The sequence below is a fragment of the Flavobacterium luteolum genome, assembly GCF_027111275.1.
GTDB lineage: Bacteria > Bacteroidota > Bacteroidia > Flavobacteriales > Flavobacteriaceae > Flavobacterium > Flavobacterium luteolum.
Genome location: NZ_CP114286.1, coordinates 5,075,680 through 5,098,689, shown reverse-complemented (window position 1 = coordinate 5,098,689; position 23,010 = coordinate 5,075,680). Strand labels below are relative to the sequence as shown.

18 protein-coding genes are annotated in these 23,010 nt (G+C 34.2%); 5 read left to right on the top strand and 13 right to left on the bottom strand.

Translation table 11 applies throughout. The features are described from left to right. Positions 1–48: 48 nt before the first annotated feature. Positions 49–4,425, top strand: a complete 4,377-nt coding sequence (locus OZP10_RS21780; protein ID WP_281632755.1) for a CusA/CzcA family heavy metal efflux RND transporter — start codon at positions 49–51, stop codon at positions 4,423–4,425. 1 nt (position 4,426) lies between these two features. Then, positions 4,427–5,557: an efflux RND transporter periplasmic adaptor subunit gene (locus OZP10_RS21775; RefSeq protein WP_281632754.1), complete on the top strand. Its 1,131-nt coding sequence runs from the start codon at positions 4,427–4,429 to the stop codon at positions 5,555–5,557. A gap of 126 nt (positions 5,558–5,683) precedes the next feature. On the opposite strand, the gene OZP10_RS21770 is transcribed toward OZP10_RS21775, so the two are convergent. From OZP10_RS21770 to OZP10_RS21740, 7 genes are all read right to left on the bottom strand, one after another. Next, positions 5,684–7,624, bottom strand: coding sequence for an oleate hydratase (locus OZP10_RS21770; RefSeq protein ID WP_281632753.1), 1,941 nt, complete (start codon positions 7,622–7,624; stop codon positions 5,684–5,686). Between the two features lie 135 nt (positions 7,625–7,759). Continuing rightward, positions 7,760–8,395: a ligase-associated DNA damage response endonuclease PdeM gene (gene pdeM, locus OZP10_RS21765; protein WP_281632752.1), complete on the bottom strand. Its 636-nt coding sequence runs from the start codon at positions 8,393–8,395 to the stop codon at positions 7,760–7,762. A 5-nt stretch (positions 8,396–8,400) separates the two neighbouring features. Then, entirely contained in the window at positions 8,401–10,860 is a 2,460-nt protein-coding gene (locus tag OZP10_RS21760; protein WP_281632751.1) for a ligase-associated DNA damage response DEXH box helicase, read from the bottom strand. Further along, entirely contained in the window at positions 10,860–12,461 is a 1,602-nt protein-coding gene (locus tag OZP10_RS21755) for an ATP-dependent DNA ligase (RefSeq protein WP_281632750.1), read from the bottom strand. The genes OZP10_RS21760 and OZP10_RS21755 overlap by 1 nt, the downstream gene beginning before the upstream one ends. 84 nt (positions 12,462–12,545) lie before the next feature. Then, complete coding sequence (locus OZP10_RS21750) at positions 12,546–13,550, bottom strand: ligase-associated DNA damage response exonuclease (RefSeq protein WP_281632749.1); 1,005 nt, start codon at positions 13,548–13,550, stop codon at positions 12,546–12,548. 42 nt (positions 13,551–13,592) lie between these two features. After that, positions 13,593–13,979: a YidH family protein gene (locus OZP10_RS21745; protein WP_281632748.1), complete on the bottom strand. Its 387-nt coding sequence runs from the start codon at positions 13,977–13,979 to the stop codon at positions 13,593–13,595. 17 nt (positions 13,980–13,996) lie between these two features. Beyond that, positions 13,997–14,317 carry a hypothetical protein gene (locus OZP10_RS21740; protein WP_281632747.1) on the bottom strand — a complete coding sequence of 107 codons (321 nt, stop codon included), beginning with the start codon at positions 14,315–14,317 and terminating at the stop codon, positions 13,997–13,999. Positions 14,318–14,540: 223 nt separating this feature from the next. On the opposite strand from OZP10_RS21740, the gene OZP10_RS21735 reads away from it, so the two are divergent. Further along, positions 14,541–14,672: a hypothetical protein gene (locus OZP10_RS21735; protein ID WP_262510489.1), complete on the top strand. Its 132-nt coding sequence runs from the start codon at positions 14,541–14,543 to the stop codon at positions 14,670–14,672. Positions 14,673–14,756: 84 nt separating this feature from the next. Here the strand turns inward: OZP10_RS21735 and OZP10_RS21730 are convergent, their stop codons facing one another. The 6 genes from OZP10_RS21730 to OZP10_RS21705 form a co-directional block, all read right to left on the bottom strand. Then, entirely contained in the window at positions 14,757–15,386 is a 630-nt protein-coding gene (locus OZP10_RS21730; protein WP_281632746.1) for a DsbA family oxidoreductase, read from the bottom strand. 442 nt (positions 15,387–15,828) lie between these two features. Further along, on the bottom strand, positions 15,829–16,947 hold the full coding sequence (gene dnaN, locus OZP10_RS21725) for a DNA polymerase III subunit beta (protein ID WP_111423316.1): 1,119 nt from the start codon (positions 16,945–16,947) through the stop codon (positions 15,829–15,831). A gap of 107 nt (positions 16,948–17,054) precedes the next feature. Further along, the gene (gene gldG / locus OZP10_RS21720) at positions 17,055–18,740 is read right to left on the bottom strand and encodes a gliding motility-associated ABC transporter substrate-binding protein GldG (RefSeq protein ID WP_281632745.1); all 1,686 of its coding nucleotides are present in this window, start codon (positions 18,738–18,740) and stop codon (positions 17,055–17,057) included. Then, complete coding sequence (gene gldF / locus OZP10_RS21715; RefSeq protein WP_202006407.1) at positions 18,740–19,465, bottom strand: gliding motility-associated ABC transporter permease subunit GldF; 726 nt, start codon at positions 19,463–19,465, stop codon at positions 18,740–18,742. Before gldF ends, gldG begins: the two co-directional genes overlap by 1 nt. Before the next feature lie 149 nt (positions 19,466–19,614). Continuing rightward, on the bottom strand, positions 19,615–19,911 hold the full coding sequence (locus OZP10_RS21710) for a putative quinol monooxygenase (RefSeq protein ID WP_281632744.1): 297 nt from the start codon (positions 19,909–19,911) through the stop codon (positions 19,615–19,617). Positions 19,912–20,223: 312 nt separating this feature from the next. After that, entirely contained in the window at positions 20,224–21,051 is an 828-nt protein-coding gene (locus tag OZP10_RS21705) for an SAM hydrolase/SAM-dependent halogenase family protein (protein WP_281632743.1), read from the bottom strand. A 263-nt stretch (positions 21,052–21,314) separates the two neighbouring features. On the opposite strand from OZP10_RS21705, the gene OZP10_RS21700 reads away from it, so the two are divergent. After that, positions 21,315–22,265, top strand: a complete 951-nt coding sequence (locus OZP10_RS21700) for a PhoH family protein (RefSeq protein ID WP_281632742.1) — start codon at positions 21,315–21,317, stop codon at positions 22,263–22,265. Positions 22,266–22,407: 142 nt separating this feature from the next. Continuing rightward, entirely contained in the window at positions 22,408–22,980 is a 573-nt protein-coding gene (locus OZP10_RS21695; protein WP_281632741.1) for a hypothetical protein, read from the top strand. The last annotated feature ends 30 nt before the right edge of the window (positions 22,981–23,010 follow it).

Here is a 23,010-nt window from a genome sequence, read left to right as displayed (position 1 = left end):
AACGTAATGTTTTGGTGGTTCATTTATTATTTTCTAATTAATACATTTATGCTTAATAAAGTAATTCAGTTCTCAGTTAAGAACAAACTGGCAATTGGAATCTTTACACTGCTGTGGATCATCTACGGTGTGTACGAGGTTACCCAATTACCTATAGATGCCGTACCAGACATCACAAACAATCAGGTGCAAATTATTACCACAGCGCCATCATTAGGAGCCGAAGACGTCGAAAGATTAATTACTTTCCCAATAGAACAGGCGATCAGTAATATTCCTCATCTTAAAGAGAGCAGAAGTATTTCTCGTTTTGGACTTTCATTAGTAAGTGTTGTTTTTGAAGACGATGCCGATGTGTATTGGGCCAGACAGCAAATTGCTGAAAGACTCCAGCAGGTAGAAATTGACCGAAATGCCAACAGACCAGAAATGGCTCCAGTTACAACTGGTTTAGGCGAAATCTATCAATATGTATTAAAACCAAAACCAGGTTACGAAGAAAAATACTCTCTTGAAGATTTAAGGACAATTCAGGATTGGACTATTAGAAGACAGCTTTTAGGAACTGTAGGAATTGCCGATGTTTCGACTTTTGGAGGAAAACTTAAACAGTATGAAATTGCTGTAAATCCGGCCAGATTGAAAGCGCAGAACTTAACGATTAGCGATGTTTTTACCGCTTTAAATAATAGCAATGAAAACACAGGTGGAGCTTATATCGAGAAAGGGCCAACGGTTTCTTATATTAGAAGTACAGGTTTAGCTAAAAGTATTGAAGATATTGAGAATATTGTAGTTAAAAGTACTCAAGGCGGACTGCCAATTTTGGTAAAAGATGTGGCGAATGTCAAAATTTCGTCAGCTATTCGTTATGGTGCTTTAACGACAGACGAATACGGAGAATCTGTTGGTGGAATTGTGATGATGTTAAAGGGAGAAAATGCCAATAATGTTATTGTCAATGTAAAAGATAAAATTGCTCAAATTGAAAAAATCCTTCCTGAAGGTTTAAAAATTGAGCCTTTCTTAGATCGAACAAAAATGGTAGATAATGCCATAGGAACAGTTCAAAAAAACTTGATTGAAGGCGCTCTAATAGTTGTTCTGATTTTAGTGTTATTCCTCGGAAATCTTAGAGCAGGTTTTATTGTTGCTTCTGTTATTCCGCTAGCGATGCTTTTTGCCATTATTATGATGAATACTTTTGGCGTAAGCGGGAACTTAATGAGTCTCGGAGCCTTAGACTTCGGATTAATTGTAGATGGAGCCGTTATTATTGTAGAAGCTATTCTGCATCATCTTCACAGTTCTAAAAAATACCAGTCGGTTTCGAATATTTCTCAAGACGAAATGGATAAAGAAGTGACTGGATCTGCTGCGCGTATGATGAATGCGGCTGTCTTTGGACAAATTATTATCCTGATTGTTTACTTGCCGATTCTTTCTTTGCAAGGTATCGAAGGAAAAATGTTTAAACCAATGGCACAAACTGTTGCTTTTGCCATTTTGGGAGCTTTTATTCTGTCATTGACTTATGTGCCAATGGTTAGCGCTTTATTTTTAAGTAAAAAAATCAGCCATAAAAAGAATCTTTCTGATCGTATTATGGAAAGATTAGAAATAGCGTATGAAGGATGGCTGACTAAGGCTTTAGGCATCAGGAAAGCAATTGTTATCGGAGCATTTGTGCTTTTCGGAATAGCGGTTTTATTATTCGGAAGAATGGGAGGAGAGTTTATTCCACAATTGGAAGAAGGAGATTTTGCTGTAGAAACGCGCTTGCTTTTAGGAACTAATCTTTCTACAACAACAGAAACCATCACGAAAATTTCTAAAGAATTAAAGAAAGAATTTCCAGAGGTGCAACAGGTGGTATCGAGAATTGGAAGTGCCGAGATTCCAACCGATCCAATGCCTATTGAAGGTGGAGATATGATTATTGTTTTAAAAGACAAATCAGAGTGGACAAGTGCTTCTTCGTTTCCAGAATTGGCTGATAAAATGACGAAAACCGTTAAAAGAATAGCGCCTGGAGTGACAACAGGATTTCAGTTTCCGGTTCAGATGCGTTTTAATGAATTAATGACAGGAGCCAAGCAGGATTTGGTTTGTAAAATTTATGGAGAAGATCTTCAGAAACTTTCAGAATATGCTGAAAAACTGGGAGCAATTAGCAAAACTGTTGAAGGTGCGGCCGATTTATATGTAGAAAAAGTAACCGGAATGCCTCAAATCGTAATTGATTACAATTGGGCAGAAATGGCAAAATATAGTTTACGTGTTGCAGATGTAAATGCAACAATTAATGCCGCTTTTGCTGGTGCCGTTGCCGGAAGTATTTATGAAGGTGAAAAACGTTTTGATATGGTGATTCGTGTGGAAGATAACGGAAGAAAAGGTATCGAAGACGTTCGAAATCTTCTAATTGCAACACCATCAGGAATGCAGATTCCGCTTTATCAAGTAGCAAAAGTAGATGAAGTAGAAGGCCCAAATCAGATTCAGAGAGAAAATGCAAAACGTAGAATCATCGTCGGATTTAATGTTCGAGGTAGAGATGTACAGTCGATAGTGGAAGAATTGCAGAAAAAAGTTAATCAGCAAATCAAATTTGATCCAGGCTATTATATTACGTATGGTGGTGCTTTTGAAAACTTGCAGCAAGCCAAAGCTAGATTGGGAGTTGCAGTTCCTGCTGCTTTATTAATGATTTTTGCTCTGTTATATTTTGCCTTTAGATCGTTTAAAGAAGGAATTATCATTTTTACCGCAATTCCGCTTTCTGCAATTGGAGGTGTCTTTGCATTAGTTATGAGGGATATGCCTTTTAGTATCTCTGCAGGTGTCGGATTTATTGCGCTTTTTGGAGTAGCCGTATTAAACGGAATCGTTTTGATATCCGAATTCAACCGAATTCAAAAACATGGCGAAATCACAGATCCATTTGATATTATTCTATTAGGAACCAAAAACAGATTGCGTCCGGTCTTAATGACCGCAGCTGTAGCTTCTTTAGGATTTTTGCCAATGGCATTAAGCAACGGAGCAGGAGCAGAGGTACAGCGTCCGTTAGCAACCGTTGTAATCGGCGGATTGGTAACAGCAACTCTTTTAACATTGTTTGTACTTCCTGCCATTTATTTAATGACGTACCACGCTAAAGTTTTTACGAAAAAGAGAAAAAAACAAATGAATAATCTAACCATTTTATTAAGCATTCTTTTTATTGGTAATATGGCAAATGCGCAACAATTACCAATTTCGTTAGACGAATCAATTTCAATTGCGATTCAGAATAACAGAACAATTAAATCGGCTAAGTTAAACGAACAATCTAAAAGCCATTTGCAGAAAACGGCTTATAATCTTCCGCAAACACAAATAGATGCAGATTATGGTCAATTTAATAGCGCGCAGAAAGATACTCGTTTTGGAATCAGTCAGACTTTTGCTTTTCCTACTGTTTACAGCAATCAGAAAAAGGCATTACAGGCCGATTTTAATAAAGCTAAAGCCGAAGTGCAGCTGACTTCTCAGGAAATTAAAACCAGAGTTCGTAACAGCTATTATGATTATTTATGGCTCGAAAGTAAAAAAGAACTTTTGGTTTATGCCGATTCCATTTATAGAATTATGGAGAAAAAATCAGATTTACGATTTAAAGCTGGTGAAGCCAATGTTCTAGAAAAAAGTGCTTCGCAGTCTGCCAGACAATTTTACAGCAATCAATTGGTAATGGTAAACCGAGATCTTGAAATTGCTTTAAATCTGTTTAATTCTGTTCTTCAGGATAAAGTAGCCTATGCTCCGAAAAGAGAAAAAGTAAAAGCAGTTTTGAATCCGTCATTAATTGAAAATTTAAAAGCAGAGAATCTTCCAGCTGTTCAGCGTTCGCAATTTGAATCGGAATCTGCAAAGTGGAGATGGAAAACAGAAAGTGCAAAACTGCTTCCAGAAATTACTTTAGGGTATAATAATTTAAGCATTATTGGTGATCAAACCAATGCTTTAGGTCAGGAAGTTTATTACAATAGTTCCCAAAGATTTAATTATATCAATGCTGGACTTTCAATTCCGATTTTCTTTACAAGTCAGACAGAGCGAAAGCGTGCGGCAAAAGCAGAATATGAGAGTTACGTTGAGCTTTCTGAAGCAGCTAAAATTGAGATGAAAACCAATCTGGAAAACGCTGATCGAGAAGTGAAAAAATATCAGGAAAGTTTAGAATACTACGAAAAAGAAGGGTTAAAGAATGCTCAGACCATTATTGAGGCTTCAAGCAGTCAGCTGCAAAATGGTGATATTGATTATCTGCAATGGGTTTTAGTAGTGAATCAAGCTATTACAATCAAAAGCGAATATCTAGATGCACTCAATGCTTATAACAAAGCAGTTGTAACTCTTCAAAATCTAAATAACATTTAAAATGAAAAAATATATTGCAGCGTTTATAGGCGCTATCTTTCTAGTTTCCTGCGGAAATAAGAAAACGGAAGAAAATAAAGATGCTGAAACTAAAAGCATTAATATCATTAAATTAAGTCCTGAACAGGTTAAAAATGCTGGATTAGTAAGCGGTAATCCGACTTTGAAAAATGTAAAAGAGATTTTACAGCTTCAAGGAACAGTAACTGTTCCGCCAAAAAGCGTGATAAGTATTAGCATTCCATTGGGAGGTTATGTAAAAAGCACCAATTTAATTGCAGGAATGAATGTGCAGAAAGGACAAGTTTTGGCCGTTTTAGAAGATATGCAGTTTATTGAATTGCAGCAAGATTATCTTATGGCTAAAGAAAAGTTTGAATTGGCTCAAAACGAACATAAAAGACAAAAAGAACTTAATCTAAACAAGGCAGCGAGTGATAAGGTTTTGGAGCAGATTACAACCGAAATGCGTACGCAACGTATTACAATGTCTTCTTTGGAACAAAAATTAAACTTATTAGGAATTAATGCTAAAACATTAAACGTAAATAATATAAGTAAAACCATAAAAGTGGTTTCGCCTATTAATGGTTTGGTTTCTAAAGTAAATGTCAATATCGGAAAGTATGTGAATTCAACCGATATGCTTTTTGAATTAATCGATAAAAAAGACATTGTATTGACTTTAAATGCATTCGAAAAAGATGTTGCTTCTCTTTCTATAGGCCAAAGTGTGATGGTTTATGCAAATGCATCTGATACTAAAAAATACGGAGCAAAAATTGCTTTTATCAACCAAAGTTTAAACGGAGACCGTGCAGCCGAAATCATCTGTAAAGTCAATACATATAATCCGGCACTTTTGCCTGGTTTGTTTGTGAATGCAGAAGTTGAAATTGAAAACCAAAAAGCATTGACAGTTCCAGAAGATGCTGTAGTGCGTTGGGAAGGTAAATTTTATGTGTTTACAGAACTTGGAAACAATCAGTTTCAAATGGTAGAAGTAAAGTCTGGAGTTAAAAATGAAGGTTATAATCAGATTATTTCTGATGCGATTTCTACTTCTTCAAAAATAATTGTAAAAAATGCCTACACTTTATTGATGTCTGCCATGAATAACGATGAACAATAATGTTTATTTTCTGATTACAATTTAGAGTTAAACAAGAAAACCCAGTAAATTTAGTTTTACTGGGTTTTTGATTTAATGCTTTAGATAAAAACATTTAAAGAGTTTTAAAGACGTATTTTTTATAGATTAATCTTTTACGCCTTTTATCCAATCTTTAAATCGATTAACCTGTTCGGCAATAAAAGATTCATGTTCCTCTTTATCTTCTTCAATTGGTGGCAAAACATGTTCAAAATAAGTGCCTCTAAGAACTTTATGCAGAATGCCTTCTCCTAAAAATGCTTTTCCATCATTCAGTGTTCTAACTGCTTTTAGCAAATGTCGAATATCATATTGCAGCGGATTAATATCTGGAACTTGTTTATTTAAATTCAGCAATTTGTAAACCGCAATTCTAGCCGTTCTAATAGAACTTTCCATAGTAAAGACAACATCATTATTTGTTTCTACAAATTGTCCAATTAAGCCAAGATTTTTGCATCCTTCAGGAACAACTCTAGGACGATCACCTTTTGCTCTCGGCATAAACATGGAAGTGATGTAAGGCATAAAAGCAGTTCGCACGATCGTGTTTTCTACCACATTATCCAATTTGTCTAGAATTCCTACATGGAAACATAGTTCGGTTAAGATTTCATCTCCAGTACATTCAGGCATTACTTTTTTGATATAATTTCCTGGTTTATCCATAAATAAGGCGTAAACCCAAAGTACTAAAATATCATCTGGCTGATCTGGAAAATGAGGCTGTCTGTTGCAGGTAAAACTCATTAACCAGTTAGAATCGGTAATCGTGATAATTCCTCCAGTAACTGTTTTTCCAGAATACGGATCGTTTACCGAGTATTCTTTTAATTTTTCTACAAGAGCAGAAGGCTTGCATGTAAGCGTAACCGATTCCCAAGATGATTTTTCGATATTTGAACAGAATTTTTCTGGTTTACCAAAAATAGGAGATTTTGCGGCAAGATTTTTCCAGAGCATCCAGCCAGCACTTTTTCCGCTAGTCGAGTTGTCGATTTTAATAATTGGAGCTGTTTTATTATCTCCATAAAAAGTATCTTCAGTCATAGAACCAGTGGTTACAATTACAAAATCGTCTTTGCCTATAGGGTGTCTGGTTTCTTTTCCTTCGTGTTCAGTAATAATTCCTTCGACTAATTTACCTTCAGTATTACTTTGAATAATTAGATCTTTGATTAATGTATGAAATTTAATGTTCACACCTTTTTCTTCTAGAAATTTTCGAAGCGGTGTAATAAAGGTATCGTATTGATTGTATTTTGGAAAAACTAAAGAAGAAAGATCGTTTAATCCGTCGATCGCGTGAAGAAAACGGTGCATATACAATTTAAGTTCTAATAAACTGTGCCAGTTTTCAAAAGCAAACATGGTGCGCCAAAAGGTCCAGAAATTGCTTTCCAGAAACGTTTCGCTGAAATAATCTTCGATGGTCAAATCGTCTAACTCGTCTTTTCTTTTCAATAAAAGTTTAACGATTGCCAGCTGGTCTTTTTTATTTAAACCAAATTTGCTAAAGTCTTTTATTTCTCCATTTTTATGGATTAATCGCGCTTTAGAATAATTGGAATCATTATCGTTGATTAATCGATATTCGTCTAAAACTGTGTATGGAGGTGGCATTTCTAGGGCTGGAATATCTTGAAAAATATCCCATAGATTCTCATAAGTCATATCCATTTCTCGTCCGCCTCGAATAATATAGCCTTCCTTTGGATTTCCTGCTCCGTCCAGCGAACCTCCATCAATATGAAGCTGCTCTAAAAAAGTGATATTTTTAGCGGGAATTCTTCCATCGCGAATGAAGTAATAAGCAGCGGCCATTCCGGCAATACCGCTTCCTACAATATAAATTTTGCTGTTTTCATACGATTTGAGCGGAATACCAATATTACGCTGGTAATTTCCAATCTGATCCGAAAACGGCATTGATTTTTCTGGGGTGTTTAACTGCGTTTCTGTACTTGAATCGGGTTCATGATTAACATTTCCGTAGGTTGTAGAATTGTTTAGGACTTTGTCAAATTTTGATGTGATATTCTTCATTTTCAAAGCTTTATAAGTTAATCCAACTAATGTAAGCTTAAATTCTAAAACATCGATATTGTATTTTATATATAAAAACCGTATATTTTGCTGATTATTAATAATTTATTAATTTATTTTTACCAAAACATTACGTTATTCTTTGTTAATTTGGATAACTTCATTTCCGGCAATAGCATAAATAGTATCTTCGAAACTAGGCTTTAGAAAATATTTTCCAGTAAACTCACCAAAAGCCGGAAGTATAATCTGATTGGGTCTGCAAAAGAAACAGCGAAGCTTTAAAGTCTGCAAACCCAAGCCACGCAAGACAATTCCAGGATGAATGTGGCCTGAAAAATTAAATAAATTTTCTTTTTCGGTTGGATGATGCGTGAAAAAGAAACGGTCAATTTCTAAAATCTCTGTAACAATCACTCCAATTTTTTTATAATGAATTTCATCAATAATATCATGATTTCCAGTTATTAAATAGGTCTCTTGTTTATGATTCGAAAGCCATTCCTCAAATAAATTCCATTCTGTATTTTTGATGCTGTGAAATAAATCTCCCAAAAAAATGATTTTTTCAGGAAGAAAATAATCCAATACGGCAGTTATTCTTCTAAAATTCTCTGAAATAGCATTTTGCGGAACTGCGATTCCGTGTTTTCTAAAATGTGTCACTTTTCCCAAATGCACATCAGAAATAATAACCGTTTTTTGCTTTTCCCAAAAAACAGCACCGCTGGCATGAAGTATAAAGTTTTCGTTTTTTAATTGAATATTCATAAGGTCTATTTCATGTATGATGCAGTCATTTTCTGAATTCTTTCGGCTAGAGTTTCACTCGAAAGCTTTTCTCTCAATCGATCGGTAATAATAGGAAAACTAAAAGGAGTCGGTTTCAAGCATTGTTTCCGGATAATTTTTTGATTTGCAATTCGTTCCAAAGCCAAAATCAAACGTCCTTCTTCTAATTGATGTTCAAAGGTTTCACGATACGCTTGATGCAATAATAAATTGTCAGGTTCAAAGTCTCTAAATACCTCAAACAGCAATTGAGAACCGCTTTGTAAATGTTTGGTCTTAACCATTTTTCCTGGAAAACCTGTAAAGACCAATCCTGAAATTACCGCTATATCTCTAAATTTTCGTCTCGCCATTTCGGTTGAATTTAAACTTTTCTGCAAATCGTGATGCACATATTCGGTTGAAAATAAATTATTGTCTAAAACGGCTTCGATATCTATTTCCTGATCTGAAAGCAATTCGAAACCATAATCATTATAAGCCAAAGAAAATGTGATCGATTGCAGTAAACTAATTCTAAATGCCAATAAACTGGCTAAAGCTTCATGAACAAAGCGCCCTTCAAACGGATAAAAAATAGCATGAAATCCTTCTCGGGTTTTAAAAGTTTCAATCAAAAATTCATCTGAACTCGGCACAATAGATTCTTTTCGCTGCCTTTGAAATAAAGGCTGTAAAGCTTTTAATTCTGGCGAAAGATTGTCGGTATTGGCGCGATATAATTCTTTTCGAAGCAATTCGCTCATTTGAGAAGAAAGAGCCAAACGTCCGCCCATCCAGCTCGCTATTTTAGATTCTTTCTTCGGACTCGCTTTTTTTACCAAAACCTGCATATTCCTGATTTTGAATAATTCCAGTTTTTTTCCAGCAAAAATAAAAGTATCGCCCGGTTTTAATTTCGAAATAAACCATTCTTCAATCGTGCCGATATAACCGCCACTGAGATATTTTACGTTCATCACAGCATCGCCAACAATAGTTCCAATCTGCATTCTGTGGTGCATGGCAATCATTCTGCTGTTTATTTTGTAACAGCCGTTTTCGTCAATTTCCACTTTTTTAAATTCGTCGTAAGCATGAAGACTTTGACTTCCTTGTGTAATGAAATTTAAAATCCAGTTCCAGTTTTCATCCGAAATGGTTTGATAACTGAAAGTTCCCTGAATTTCTTTGAAAATTTCGTTTGGATAAAATCCGTCAGAAACGGCAAGCGTATTAAGGTATTGCACCAAAACATCCCAGCTATTTAAATACGGAACACGATCTTCTATCACGCTGTTTTCAACCGCTTTTTTCAATGCAGAAGCTTCTATTAATTCAATGGCATGAGTGGCAAGAAAATAAATAACACTTTCTTTTCCAGGCTGATGTCCGCTTCGTCCAGCGCGCTGCATGAAACGGGCAACGCCTTTTGGGCCTCCGACCTGAATAATCGATTCGACAGGAGCAAAGTCAACACCCAAATCTAAACTAGAAGTACAGACTACGACTTTTAATTCTTCGTTCCGAATAGCATTTTCAACCCAAAGTCTGGTTTCCCGATCAATACTTCCGTGATGCATGGCCATTTCTCCAGCAAATTCAGGATATTTTTCTAACAATCTCTGATACCATATTTCGCAAGCTGAACGAACATTGGTAAAAATAAGCGTCGTTTTACTGGCTTTTATAATTTTTGCGGCTTCATCAATCAGATGTAATCCCATGTGTCCACGCCACGGATAGGTATCCATTTCGTCTGGAATAATGGAAACAACTTTTATTTTCTTGTTAATTACCGCTTTGATTAAAACGGAATTATGATACGCTTCAGAATCTACTCCAAGCAAAACTTCCTGCGCTTGTTGTAGATTACCAATTGTGGCTGAGATTCCCCAGATTCGAATATTTTTAGCAACGGTTTTTAATCTTGATAAGGCTAATTCAACTTGTACGCCACGTTTGGTTCCGAGTAATTCATGCCATTCGTCAATTACGATGGAACTGCAATTTTTAAAAATATTAGAATACCCTTTTGTGGCTAAAAGCAGTTGCAGACTTTCGGGAGTTGTAATCAGCAAATCTGGCATTTTGGTTTTTTGCTTGGAGCGTTCTGCAGAAGATGTATCTCCCGACCGAATCCCAACTGTCATTGGAATGTCTAAATCTGCTAAAACTCTTTCTGCGGCTTGTTTAATTTCGACAGATAATGAGCGAAGTGGCGTAATCCAAATCGCTTTTAAACCAGGAATATGTTTAGTTTTATAATTCGGATTTTCTTTAATATAATTTAAAATGATAGGAAGCCAAAGCGCATAGGTTTTTCCGCTTCCAGTTGGAGCATTTAGCAAGCCATTTTTGCCCTGCAAGAAAGCTGTCCAAGTCTGAGTCTGAAACGGAAAAGGTTTCCATCCCTGACTTTCAAACCATTCGCTGGCGATCTTAAATAATTGCTCTCTATTCATTATAAAATCATGTTTTTTAAATCTTCGATTGAATTGGCTTCTTCAATTTTTTTGTCGTGTCGCCATCTTAAAATACGCGGAAAACGGGTTGCAACTCCGCTTTTATGTCTTTTTGAAAGTGCAATTCCTTCAAAACCAATTTCGAAAACCAACTTCGGCGTAACGCTTCTAACAGGTCCAAATCTTTCTAAAGTATTTTTTTTGATGAAATCATCGACCATTCTGAATTCTGCATCAGTTAAACCAGAATACGCTTTCGCGAAAGTGACGAGTTCACGTTCCTTATTTTCATTTTCCTGCCAAAGCGCAAAAGTATAATCAGTAAATAGATTAGATCGTCTTCCGTGTCCGCGCATGGCATAGGTGAGAACGGCATCAATCGTTAAAGGTTCAATTTTCCATTTCCACCAATCACCTTTTTTTCTTCCAACTAAATAGGGAGAATCTTTTCGTTTCAGCATTAAACCCTCGCTTTTCATTTCACGCGATTTTAATCTTTCGTTTGTAACATCTTCCCAAGTTGAAAAATGAATTCTTTCGGAAAGCTGTAACGGAATCTCTTTTCCGATTAAACCAGTAAATAATTCTTCTAATAAGGTTCGGCGTTCTTCGTAAGGAAGATTGCGAATATCATTTCCCTGCCATTCCAATAAATCGTAAGCTTTAATAATAACTGGCGTATTTTTTAAAACAGAAGCCGATACATTTTTACGACCAATTCGGGTTTGTAGATCATTAAATGTCCCAATTTGATTGTCTATAAAAGGAAGAATTTCGCCGTCTATAACCGTTCCGTCGGGAATATTGCCAATGAAAGATTGAAATTCTGGATATTTATCGGTTACTAATTCTTCGCCACGGCTCCAGACATAAATTTCGTTATCGCGAATAATGGTTTGAGATCGAATTCCGTCCCATTTATGTTCGGCGCTCCAGTCTTCGGGATTTCCAAGATTTTCAAGTTCACCTTCAATTGGATAAGCTAAATAAAAAGGATAAGGTTTCGATAAATAATCGCTGCTTCTTTCGTCCAAAATCAATTCTTGAAACGTAATCGTATTCGGATTCCAGTCGCCCATTAATTTATAAGCGAGTGTATCTTCATCAATATTTTCGGCTTTAGAAAGTGCTCGAGTCATTAATTTTTGACTTAAACCAATTCTGAAACTGCCCGTTATTAATTTAGTGAAAACGAATCTTTCGTAATAATTTAAATTCAGCCAGTTGGTTTGTAAATATTCTTTTTTCTCTGAGTCAGTTTTCTTTTTTAAGGCAATGATTTCCTGTAAAAATTCAGTTAGACTTTTATCAGAATGTTCTTTTGTGGTTGGAATTACAAGCGCAATCGTTTCGGCTAAATCACCCACAATATGGTAACTTTCTTCAAACAGCCAAAGCGGAATATTAGCCAATTCGTTTGCCCATAAACGTAATAAAGTCGTATTAACGGGTCGGGGAGGGCGACGATGCGAAAGAATAGCGATTGTCCAGACTTTGTCTTCGTCGTTTGCTTTTAGGAAATAATTCGTCAGCGCATCAACTTTTACCGATGTTTTATTAGAACTGTCTAAGGTTTTTATAAGCTCGGCAAAGTTTTTCATTTTTTTTGTTGTAAAACGTTAGATGTAAAATGTGAGAGGAGGTTAAATGTTGTCTTTTTACATTTAACTTTTTACATTTTACAATTATTCTTCATCTGTATTATTAGTTTCTCCTTCATATTGCGTGTTTGCTGTTCTGGCATCATAGCCTAATTCTCTTAGATATCTCGAGAAAATATCTGAATAGCCATGAGTGCAGATGACTCTTTCTGCGCCGGTTGCTTTTATGCTTTCCAATAAACCGGTCCAGTCACAGTGATCGCTTAAAACAAATCCGCGGTCAACGGCTCGTCTGCGTCTTGCTCCTCTAAAAGCCATCCAACCGCTTGCTGTTCCTGTTACAAAAGGAGTCATTTTTCTAATCCAAGTGCTTCCGTGTGCGCTTGGCGGAGCAATTACAATATTGCCTAATAAATCTTCTTTTTTAGTTTCGGCAGTTACTCGTATAGTTGGTGGCAAATCAATCATTGGGCGCACAATATTGGTCATATTTTCTATTGCGCCATGAGTGTAAATTTGCCCAATGTTTGTATCTAGATTTTTTAATAATCGCTGTGCTTTTCCTAAAGAATATCCAAAGAGGACAGAGGTTTTTCCTTCTGCACGATTCTCAGCCCACCAATTATTAATTTCAGTCATAACATCTGCTTGCGGTTCCCATTTAAAAGCGGGAAGTCCGAAAGTACATTCGGTTATGAAAGAATGGCATTTTACGACTTCATATGGAACTGAAATTCCGTCGTCTTCTGTTTTATAATCGCCTGTAAAAACCCAAATTTCACCTTTGTATTCCACTCTAATTTGTGCCGAACCAATAATATGTCCTGCTGGATGAAAAGAGAATTTTACGCCGTTTATAGTAAAAGTTTCATTCCAGTTTTTTCCCGAAACATTAATGTCTCCAAGTCGATATTTTATAATGGGAATATTGGAATAATGAGTAATATAGTTTTGATGTCCCCAACGTGCATGATCAGAATGACCATGTGTTATTATGGCATTGGTAACTGGCCGCCACGGATCAAGATAAACATCTGCCTGTTGGCAGTAAATTCCTTTGTCGTTAAATTGTAATAATGGCGGATTCATTTTTTAATTAGATCATCAGGAAATTTGGCAATTAGATAATTTTTACGCGCTTGCTGCGATAATTAGATAAGCTATAAGTGATATGCTCAATATAAAAAGCATCATTGTAATAAAGGTAAGCATTGCGGTTGAATATTGATACTTTCCTTTTTTTAATAGTTTGATAGTGTGAATGTACCGTAGGTAAGACAGCAAAATAGTTAATGCGCCAGCAATTAATAAACCAATTCCTAAATAGATGGTAAAGTTACTATTGGGCGGGACAGTTTCTGCTAAATGTTTAGCGGGAACCTGTTTTAGAAATAAAGAAAATTTTACTGCCACAAATCCAAAAACCATGATCCCAATTCCAGTACGAAGCCATGCTAATAAAGTTCTTTCATTAGACAAATATTCATTCATAACTTCCTGATCATTTTTTGGCGACATAACTGTTTTAAGATTTTTTAGTATTCAAAATTTGTATAAGGTGGACAGTTGTATTTATCATCTTCATTATCTAAATTATAGCTATCATAAGGATTAGCATCATCATAAGTTGAAAAAGGAGTATTATCCTCAGCAACATTTAATCCGCTTTCAATAATTTGATAGCAATCATTAGAATAGCAATTGTATTGATTTTTGTAGTTGGTATCTGGATTTTGCCCTGAAGTAAACTCTTCATCCAAAGCTTCATTTTCATGTGCAGTATCAATATGATCAGGTTTTCTGCACTTAAGATTGTTTAATCTTGCAATTTTTAGGTTGTTACTATCTGTACTCATAACTACTATTTTTAAGTTGTAATTTTTCGACTTTTGATATATACAAATTTGAAAATTAGATACTTGAAAAAATTATAAGATTCGATTTTAATTTTACATGATTCGTTTCTGCAAATTTTTGTCTTAATTTTTATTTTATAAAATTCAATTACAATTCTGTAAAATAAGCATTTACGTATTTTGCAACTTTGTATATATTAATTATTTAAAAAATTATAACATTATGGAAACTTCAAGAAAAGATTCGAAATCTGGAATGAAAGATTCTGGAAAAACTCAAAAATCAACTTCTGGTTCTAGAGGAAAAAGCACTACAACAAAATCAAATGATTCTAAAGGTAGAGCTGGGCATTAATTTTTTAGTTTATTAAATAACTAAATAATAAAAGCGTGCTGTTTATATATAGACAGCACGCTTTTAAGTTTTATAAGGCAAGATTTATTTTAAAACCTCTTGAATTGTTTTTACAAAAGTTTCTACAGGTTGTGCTCCTGAAACAGCATATTTACGATCAAATACAAAAAACGGAACGCCTTGAACGCCAATTTCTCCAGCTTCTTTAATGTCAGATTGCACTTCTTTTAAATATAAAGTATCGCTTTCTAACACTTCTCTAATTTCATTTTCTTCCAAACCAGCCTGAATACCTAATTCTATTAACGTAGGACCGTTGTTTAAATCTCGTCCATCAGTAAAATAAGCTTTAAATAATATTTCTTCCATTCGATCGCCCATATTTTTGGTTTTGGCCAATTGAATGATTCTATGAGCATTTAAGGAATTAGAGATTACCGCTTTGTCGAAATTATAATCTAAACCAACACTTTTAGCGCGTTCTGCGACACCTTTGTGCATTTCTTTAGATTGTTCAATCGACATGCCTTTTCTTTCTGCTAAGAACGTGTAAACGTCCATATCAGGTTGAGCAGTAATAGTTGGATCAAGCTGAAAACTTTTCCATTCAATTTCAAATTCGTCATTTGGAAATACTGCAAGCGCAGTTTCCAACTGTCTTTTTCCGATATAACAAAACGGACACATGATGTCCGACCAAATTTCTATTTTCATTTTGCAAAATTACGGAAAAAAATTGTTTCAGGTTTAAAGTTTCAAGTTTCAAGTTGATCTGCTTTGTGTTTTTTAAATCGCAAAGTTCGAAAAGGTTTTACGCAAAGGTCACAAAGTTTTCTTTTTTCTAAAGTCTTTGTAAAGACTATAAGTACATAAAGCTTTACTTTCGTAGTATTCTAAAACAATCCTAAGTAAAATCTTAGCGAACTTTGCGTAAAACCTTTGCGAACTTTGTGGTAAAAAATATACGCATAGTATATCAACTTGAAACCTGAAACTTGAAACAAATAAAATCAAATAAAAAACCGCAACTCTTTATGGGAATTGCGGTTTCTAGGTATAAAAAATGGTTGGTTAATAGCGATATCTTTTTTTTTACAATGATATATCTTTTATTTAGAACTAAAAAATATCCCTGTAACAGAAAGAAACTTTAATGTTAACTATTTAACATTACAGGCATTACAAGCATAGTAACTGTTTCTCCCTCTTCTAAACCATCAACTGGCGTTAAAATACCAGCTCTATTTGGTAACGACATTTCAAGCATAATCATGTCAGATTGTAGGTTTGTCAGCATTTCAGTCAAGAAACGAGAGTTGAAACCAATTTGTAAATCATCTCCTTGATAATCACAAGTCAATCTTTCTTCTGCTTTGTTTGAGTAGTCAATATCTTCTGCAGAAACATTTAATTCTGCTCCAGCAATTTTCAAACGAATTTGATGTGTAGTTTTGTTAGAGAAAATCGCAACACGTTTAACAGAACTTAAGAATAAAGAACGGTCAATCATTAATTTGTTTGGATTCTCTTTTGGAATTACCGCTTCGTAATTAGGGTATTTTCCGTCGATTAAACGACACATTAAGATATAATTGTCAAATGAGAAAGTCGCATTCGAATCGTTATATTCAATTTTTACTTCAGCATCAGAAGTTCCTAAAATACTTTTTAAAATGTTTAAAGGTTTTTTAGGCATAATGAAATCTGCTACTTGAGATGCTTTTACATCTGTACGCGCATATTTTACCAATTTGTGAGCATCTGTTGCTACGAAAATTAATCCTTCTGGTGAAAACTGGAAGAAAACTCCAGACATTACCGGACGTAAATCATCGTTTCCAGCAGCAAAAATAGTTTTACTAACCGCAGTTGCCAAAACTTCTGCAGGAACAAGTGTTACAGATGGATCTTCAAGACTTACTGCTTTAGGGAATTCTTCTCCTGCAGCATAAGCCAATGCATATTTACCAGAATTAGAACTAATTTCTACTGTGTTATTGTCTTCAACAGTAAAAGTTAACGGCTGCTCTGGGAACGTTTTTAAAATTTCAAGCAAAAGTTTAGCAGGAACTGCTACGCTTCCTTTGCTTGTAGAATCGATCGATAATGTAGCCGACATTGTTGTTTCAAGATCTGAAGCCGAAACGGTCAACTCATTGCTGTTTAGTTCAAATAAAAAGTTGTCTAAAATAGGCAACGTATTGTTACTATTGATTACACTACCTAAAACTTGTAATTGTTTTAATAAGTATGAACTCGATACTATAAATTTCATCTGTTTTATTTTATTTTTTGATGGATGCTCTAGCCAATAAAGGGCTAAATATACGGATTACAAATATATCTTAAACTATCTAAAGTATGACATTTTTTTATTAACATCTATTTGCTGTATTTTCTTTTTCTTACAAAAGTAAATACAAGTCCGAAAACCAATAAAATTAGAATTGGAACTCCGATAGTTATGAATTGAGTAAAGGTATAGCTTTCGTATACTTTTTCTTTATCTAACAAAGGCAATTCTACATCTTTACTTCTAATGTTAATAAGTCCAGTATCGTCTAAAAGATAATTGATACAATTCATAACGAAGTCTTTATTATCATATAGATTTCCTGTTCTTTGATCGTAACCTAGCTCAACGGGCATCATATTTTTATCCAATTGATTTCTTGCAATATCTCCGTCGGCAACAACAATCATTTTGTTTGGCTTTCCTTTTGTTGCAAAAGAATTGTCTTTAAAAGGCAATACTCTATTTTCAAAAGCAGAATGAAAAGAACCTTCCAATAAAACAGCAAGCGGTTTATTTCCCTTATTCAAATAATCCTGCGGAGTTGTTTTTTCGGTAACCATATTCAGATTAACTTCTACAGGAGAGCCAACTGTTTTAGAGTATTGAGAAGATTGTAATAAAACGGTTTTCTTAATTCCGTTTTTCAAAGTGTCAATCGGATTTGCGAAATCGAATTTAATTCCGCCTAGATTTTTAACGATAGCATGTTGGCTAGTTGGATAAACCTGTGGTGCAAATTTCCAGATAAAATCCTGATATTGCGTTGCACTCCCTTGTTCGCCAGTTGCTAGTTTAATCGGGCTTCCTTGCTCGTCTTTAATTAAATCAGGGTTAATTCTGAATCCGTATTTAAAGAACATATCGTTCAAATTTAAATCTCTTGGATATGCCAGAGTTGCGCCCATATCATTATATAAACTGTCCATATCGGCAGCGACTTGGTCAATTAGCCAAAGTGTTTTTCCGCCGTTCATAATAAACTGATCCAGAACCTCTTTTTCTTCGTCAGAAAATTTTTCTGTTGGTTTAGAAATAATGGCTAAATCGTATTTTTTTAATGCATTTAAAGTTCCGTTCGGATCTTTAGCAACTGAATCTAAAGTGAATGGTCCAATAAAATAACTTTCGCGAATCTGCATTAGCATTTTAGCAACGTGAATTTCGTTTAATTCACCGTTTCCTTTTATGATCGCAACTTTTTTCTGTTTGTCTTTTGTGATTTTATTAATAGCACCTGCAATAGAATATTCTAAATGCTGAATTGACCCTATTACTTTCTGAGTTGTAGAAGCTCCCATTATGTTTTTTAATAATGGAATATTAACTTCTTTGTTGTTATAAACCGCAACTGCCCACGGAAAAACCATCGCCTGAGATTGTTTTCCTTTATCATCAACAGTAATGTTTATTGGAGTTAATCCTTTTTGGAAAAGCGATTTTGTCAATTCGTCACTTTCTTCTTCATTTTCTAACGGATCAACAAATTCAAAAACAATATTGCTATTATAGGCTTGAAATTCTTCCAATAATTGTTTGGTTTCCTGTTGTAAACGTCTAAAATCGGCTGGAAGATCACCTGCCATATATATTTTTATAGAAAGCGGATTTTTGACTTGTTTTACAATTCCTAACGAAGTTGGCGATAAGGTATAACGTTTGTCTTTGGTTAAATCAAAACGGTGAAAAAATAAGGTTCCAAGGACATTTAATACAACTAAAATAAAAATTGTGATGCCTAACGTCTTTAAGTTATGTTTAGTAGATAGTTTCATTAGGCTTTAAAAGATTTTAATTGGTAAACAGTAAAAGACAAGAAAGCAATGGCAATGCTTATGAAATAAATAATATCTCGAGTATCAATGACACCACGACTCATACTTTTAAAATGGCTCTGCATTCCTAAAATCGAAATAAAATTGTTTGAGCCAGGAATTAAAGAAGCTAGACCTTCAAAACCAAAATAAAAGAAAAAGCAAAGAAAAACGGCAACAATAAAAGCCACGATCTGATTTTCTGAAAGGGTAGAAGTGAAGATTCCGATTGCTGAATAGGAAGCGATTAAAAACAACAATCCGAAATAAGAACCAATTGTGCTTCCCATGTCAATATTGCCTTCTGGTGAACCTAAATCTGAAATTACTTTTACGTAAATTAAAGTTGGAATAATGGCTAAAATAATCAGTAAAAATGAGCCAAAGAATTTACCATTTACAATTTCCCAGATTGATAAAGGTTTTGTTAAAAGTAATTCCAAAGTTCCTTGTTTTTTTTCGTCAGAGAAACTTCTCATGGTTACGGCTGGAATTAGGAAAATCAAAATCCAAGGTGCTAACGTGAAAAATGGAGTTAAATCGGCATAACCGGTATTTAGAATGTTATAATCTCCTTCAAAGACCCATAGAAATAGTCCGTTGCTGATTAAGAAAATCGCAATAACTAAATAGCCAATAGGAGAACCAAAAAAGGATTTTATTTCTCGTAATATTATAGACTTCATATATTTTGTTTCAAGTTTTTTTTTAACCGCAAAGAACGCAAAGTTTTACGCAATGTTCGCAAAGTTTTTTACTTAAAGCTTTGCGAACTTAGCGTTTTTACAGAGCTTTTTAAGAAAAAAACTTGCGTTCTTTGCGGTTAAATATAGTTTTAATTTAAACTCACCAATTTATCAACACTCCAAGCTTCTGGCTTTGCATTGAATAGTTTTTTTGTAAAACTCCAAACAGTATCAAACAGTTCAGAATTTCTATAATTTTCTAAATCTTCTTCGGTTTCCCAGTAACTGTAAGTGAAAAAGATGCATTTGTCATTTTTGTCCTGATACAATTCTAAAAAACGATTTCCTTCGGCATTTCGTATTTTGTGTTTCACCGATTCAAAATTTTCTAGAAAATCAGGAATTTTTTCTTCGTGAAAACTCATTTTTACTATTCGAACAAACATGTTTGTAATTTTAGATTTTAGACTGTTGATTTTAGATTTTTTGAATTGCCTAAAGTCTTACAGGTGCGCAAAAATACCAAAATAGATTGTTGTTTTTATAAATATTTTGAATACTTTTTTTAGACAATATTGTCATTTCGACGAAGGAGAAATCTTCACTAGTAGCTCTATAAAGCTTGGCGACTTTTTTTGTGGAGTTTCTTGCGAAGATTTCTCCTTCGTCGAAATGACAGAAAGCACAAAAAAAAACAGTGTATATCTGCTCAATCAGTGAAATCTGCGAGCAAAAAAAATAAAGTCTAAGAATTAATTTTAGGAGAATTTAATAGTAATCACATCACGATAATTCAATCCAAGAAGACTATTTGCAGAACCCACTTTAGAAGGATTGCTTCTGAAAATAGCGATTTCAAGAAAACCAGCTTCATTAAAAATAGCCAATTTTTCTCCTTCATAAGTTTTAATCGGATATTTGTCTGAAGTTGCAATAGCCGAATAATTTGGCAGAATCGTTTTGATGTTTTTTGGATTCATCACAATTTCATACGGACGTCCGCGCGAAATTTCTAAGAATTGCTTTTTTGAGATATTAGTTACAACGTTTCCAAAATGGTCAATGTAAATGATGTTTCCTTTTATAGAATTTCCGTCATCTGCTACAAGAGCTTGCAATTCGGTAGCTTCTTTAATGGCAGGGATTTCTTTTCCAATTACATTCAATAAACCGCCTTTTGATAAGTGAGAAGCGACCTGAATGAAGATATCTAAATCTGTAGCTTCAATCGGGAAACGATCGTGAATATTGATTGCCACAATCTTTTGTGGAACGATTTTCTGTGTCAGCATGCTCAAGATTCCGTTATCTGCACAAATAAAGTAGTGATCGTTCCATTGCATGGCTATATGCTGGTTCTCTTTATTGCGTTCAATATCAACACCAATTAAGTGTACCGTTCCTTTTGGGAAACTCATATAAGCTGCGCCAATTATATAACTTGCTTCGGCAGTATTAAAGGGATCAATGTCATGAGAAATGTCAACGATTTGAACCTCTGGATTTTCAGAAAGTATTTTACCCTTCAGCGACCCCACAAAGTGATCTTTTAAGCCGTAGTCTGTAGTAAGGGTAATTATTGACATATTTTTGTTTATAACTATTGATAGTATTTAAATCTAATTTTCATTAAATTTGAGAAATGCAAAGCTAATAATAGTAAACACAAATTGAAAGAAAGAAAAGACAAATTGTGTTTTTTAAAGTATTTGCAAGTTACAATATTCAGAAACACGGATTTATGTTAAGAAATAGAAAAACTGAAAACTGCAATCGAATAGTGTGACTATAAAAAAGACCCGACAACCACTAAATATTAAAAGGAATTTTTAATTTAAAACTACTTCATTTGAACGAAAGAATAATCGAGCTAGTAGACATTGCTCCAAAAGAGTTTTGGGGCGCACAGGATAGCCATCTAGAAATCATTAAAAAGTATTACCCAAAGCTTAAAATCGTAGCACGAGGGACAACTTTAAAAGCATTTGGCGAAAAAGAAGTTTTAGACGAATTCGAAAAAAGATTTCAAAGATTAATGCTTCACTTTACACGTTACAATAATATTGACGATAATGTAATAGAACGTGTAATAATGAGTGATGGTCAGGATGAAAAGAGAGCTTACGATCATGACAAAATCTTAGTTCATGGTGTTGGCGGTAAGATTGTAAAGGCAATGACTCCAAATCAGCAATTGCTGGTTGATACTGTAAAAAAGAACGATATGGTTTTTGCAGTAGGTCCAGCCGGAACAGGAAAAACGTACACGGGAGTTGCAATGGCTGTAAAAATGCTAAAGGATAAAGAAGTAAAAAGAATTATTCTGACGCGTCCTGCAGTTGAAGCTGGTGAAAACCTAGGTTTCTTGCCTGGAGATATGAAAGAAAAGCTAGATCCTTATATGCAGCCACTTTATGACGCATTACGCGATATGATTCCGAATGAAAAACTGGAAGATTATATTCTAAAAGGAATTATTCAAATTGCACCTTTGGCTTTCATGCGTGGACGAACTCTTGACAATGCTTTTGTAATTCTTGATGAAGCTCAGAATACCACTCACTCACAAATGAAAATGTTTTTGACCCGTATGGGGAAAAATGCCAAATTCATGATTACAGGTGATCCTGGACAGGTCGATTTACCGCGAAGAACCATTTCTGGTCTTAAGGAAGCACTTTTGGTTCTAAAAGACATTGATGGCATCGGAATTATTTATTTGGATGATAAAGATATCGTTCGCCACAGATTGGTTAAAAAGGTAATCGATGCATATAAGCAAATAGAAAATCACGATTAATTATAAATTTTAGTGAAATGTTAAATGTAAATCGTGAATTGTGTTTTAACATTTATTAATATTCGTTTTGTATGTTTTCTTTTGAAAATTGCAAAACGAATATTTTTTTTAATTTAAGAATTGATTATAAAATTAGAATAGTATGGTAAATATAGTTGAAGAAATTGCTAATGAGTTTTTAGATGAATATTATGTAAGTTCAGAAAATAAAAACTATTTTCTAAACGGACTTGATAAAGAATTGTCTAGGTACAAAAAAGAAGCTGATAAAATTATATTTTTGAAAAGTGTTAGAAGCTCCATACAAGAAATGTATGATGACCATTTTGCTAATTGTAAGGAAAAAAAGGATTGTGAAAAATTGAAATGGCACTTAAAATCAATTTTTTATGTTAATAATTTGTTAGAAGACTATTCAATTTCTGAAGATAAAAATGATTGTTTTACTTCAGAAGAAAAACAAATGTTTTGCGATAAATTAGATAAAATAATAGATGAAATTGAAATCCTAAAAAAGGGTCAAAATGTTATTTATGATGATCTTTCAGAAGAAATAGAAGAAATGAAAGGACTCTTTTATTTGGGAAAGAAGAATTGGAAAACATTATTAGTTGGTAAAGGTTTTGAAATGGTAGCGGGTGGAGTTGTTAGCGAAACAATTTCAAAAGAATTAATTAATTTATCTGGCCTTAGCATACAAAATCTGCTGAAATAAAATATTTATAAAGTGATTTTGGTTATTGCT

What these genes read in the sequence shown, in the direction of transcription:
- OZP10_RS21780 (WP_281632755.1), top strand. Translation starts at nt 49, where the DNA reads ATGCTTAATAAAGTAATTCAGTTCTCAGTTAAGAACAAACTGGCAATT.
- OZP10_RS21775 (WP_281632754.1), top strand. Translation starts at nt 4,427, where the DNA reads ATGAAAAAATATATTGCAGCGTTTATAGGCGCTATCTTTCTAGTTTCC.
- OZP10_RS21770 (WP_281632753.1), bottom strand. Translation starts at nt 7,624, where the DNA reads ATGAAGAATATCACATCAAAATTTGACAAAGTCCTAAACAATTCTACA.
- pdeM (WP_281632752.1), bottom strand. Translation starts at nt 8,395, where the DNA reads ATGAATATTCAATTAAAAAACGAAAACTTTATACTTCATGCCAGCGGT.
- OZP10_RS21760 (WP_281632751.1), bottom strand. Translation starts at nt 10,860, where the DNA reads ATGAATAGAGAGCAATTATTTAAGATCGCCAGCGAATGGTTTGAAAGT.
- OZP10_RS21755 (WP_281632750.1), bottom strand. Translation starts at nt 12,461, where the DNA reads ATGAAAAACTTTGCCGAGCTTATAAAAACCTTAGACAGTTCTAATAAA.
- OZP10_RS21750 (WP_281632749.1), bottom strand. Translation starts at nt 13,550, where the DNA reads ATGAATCCGCCATTATTACAATTTAACGACAAAGGAATTTACTGCCAA.
- OZP10_RS21745 (WP_281632748.1), bottom strand. Translation starts at nt 13,979, where the DNA reads ATGTCGCCAAAAAATGATCAGGAAGTTATGAATGAATATTTGTCTAAT.
- OZP10_RS21740 (WP_281632747.1), bottom strand. Translation starts at nt 14,317, where the DNA reads ATGAGTACAGATAGTAACAACCTAAAAATTGCAAGATTAAACAATCTT.
- OZP10_RS21735 (WP_262510489.1), top strand. Translation starts at nt 14,541, where the DNA reads ATGGAAACTTCAAGAAAAGATTCGAAATCTGGAATGAAAGATTCTGGA.
- OZP10_RS21730 (WP_281632746.1), bottom strand. Translation starts at nt 15,386, where the DNA reads ATGAAAATAGAAATTTGGTCGGACATCATGTGTCCGTTTTGTTATATC.
- dnaN (WP_111423316.1), bottom strand. Translation starts at nt 16,947, where the DNA reads ATGAAATTTATAGTATCGAGTTCATACTTATTAAAACAATTACAAGTT.
- gldG (WP_281632745.1), bottom strand. Translation starts at nt 18,740, where the DNA reads ATGAAACTATCTACTAAACATAACTTAAAGACGTTAGGCATCACAATT.
- gldF (WP_202006407.1), bottom strand. Translation starts at nt 19,465, where the DNA reads ATGAAGTCTATAATATTACGAGAAATAAAATCCTTTTTTGGTTCTCCT.
- OZP10_RS21710 (WP_281632744.1), bottom strand. Translation starts at nt 19,911, where the DNA reads ATGTTTGTTCGAATAGTAAAAATGAGTTTTCACGAAGAAAAAATTCCT.
- OZP10_RS21705 (WP_281632743.1), bottom strand. Translation starts at nt 21,051, where the DNA reads ATGTCAATAATTACCCTTACTACAGACTACGGCTTAAAAGATCACTTT.
- OZP10_RS21695 (WP_281632741.1), top strand. Translation starts at nt 22,408, where the DNA reads ATGGTAAATATAGTTGAAGAAATTGCTAATGAGTTTTTAGATGAATAT.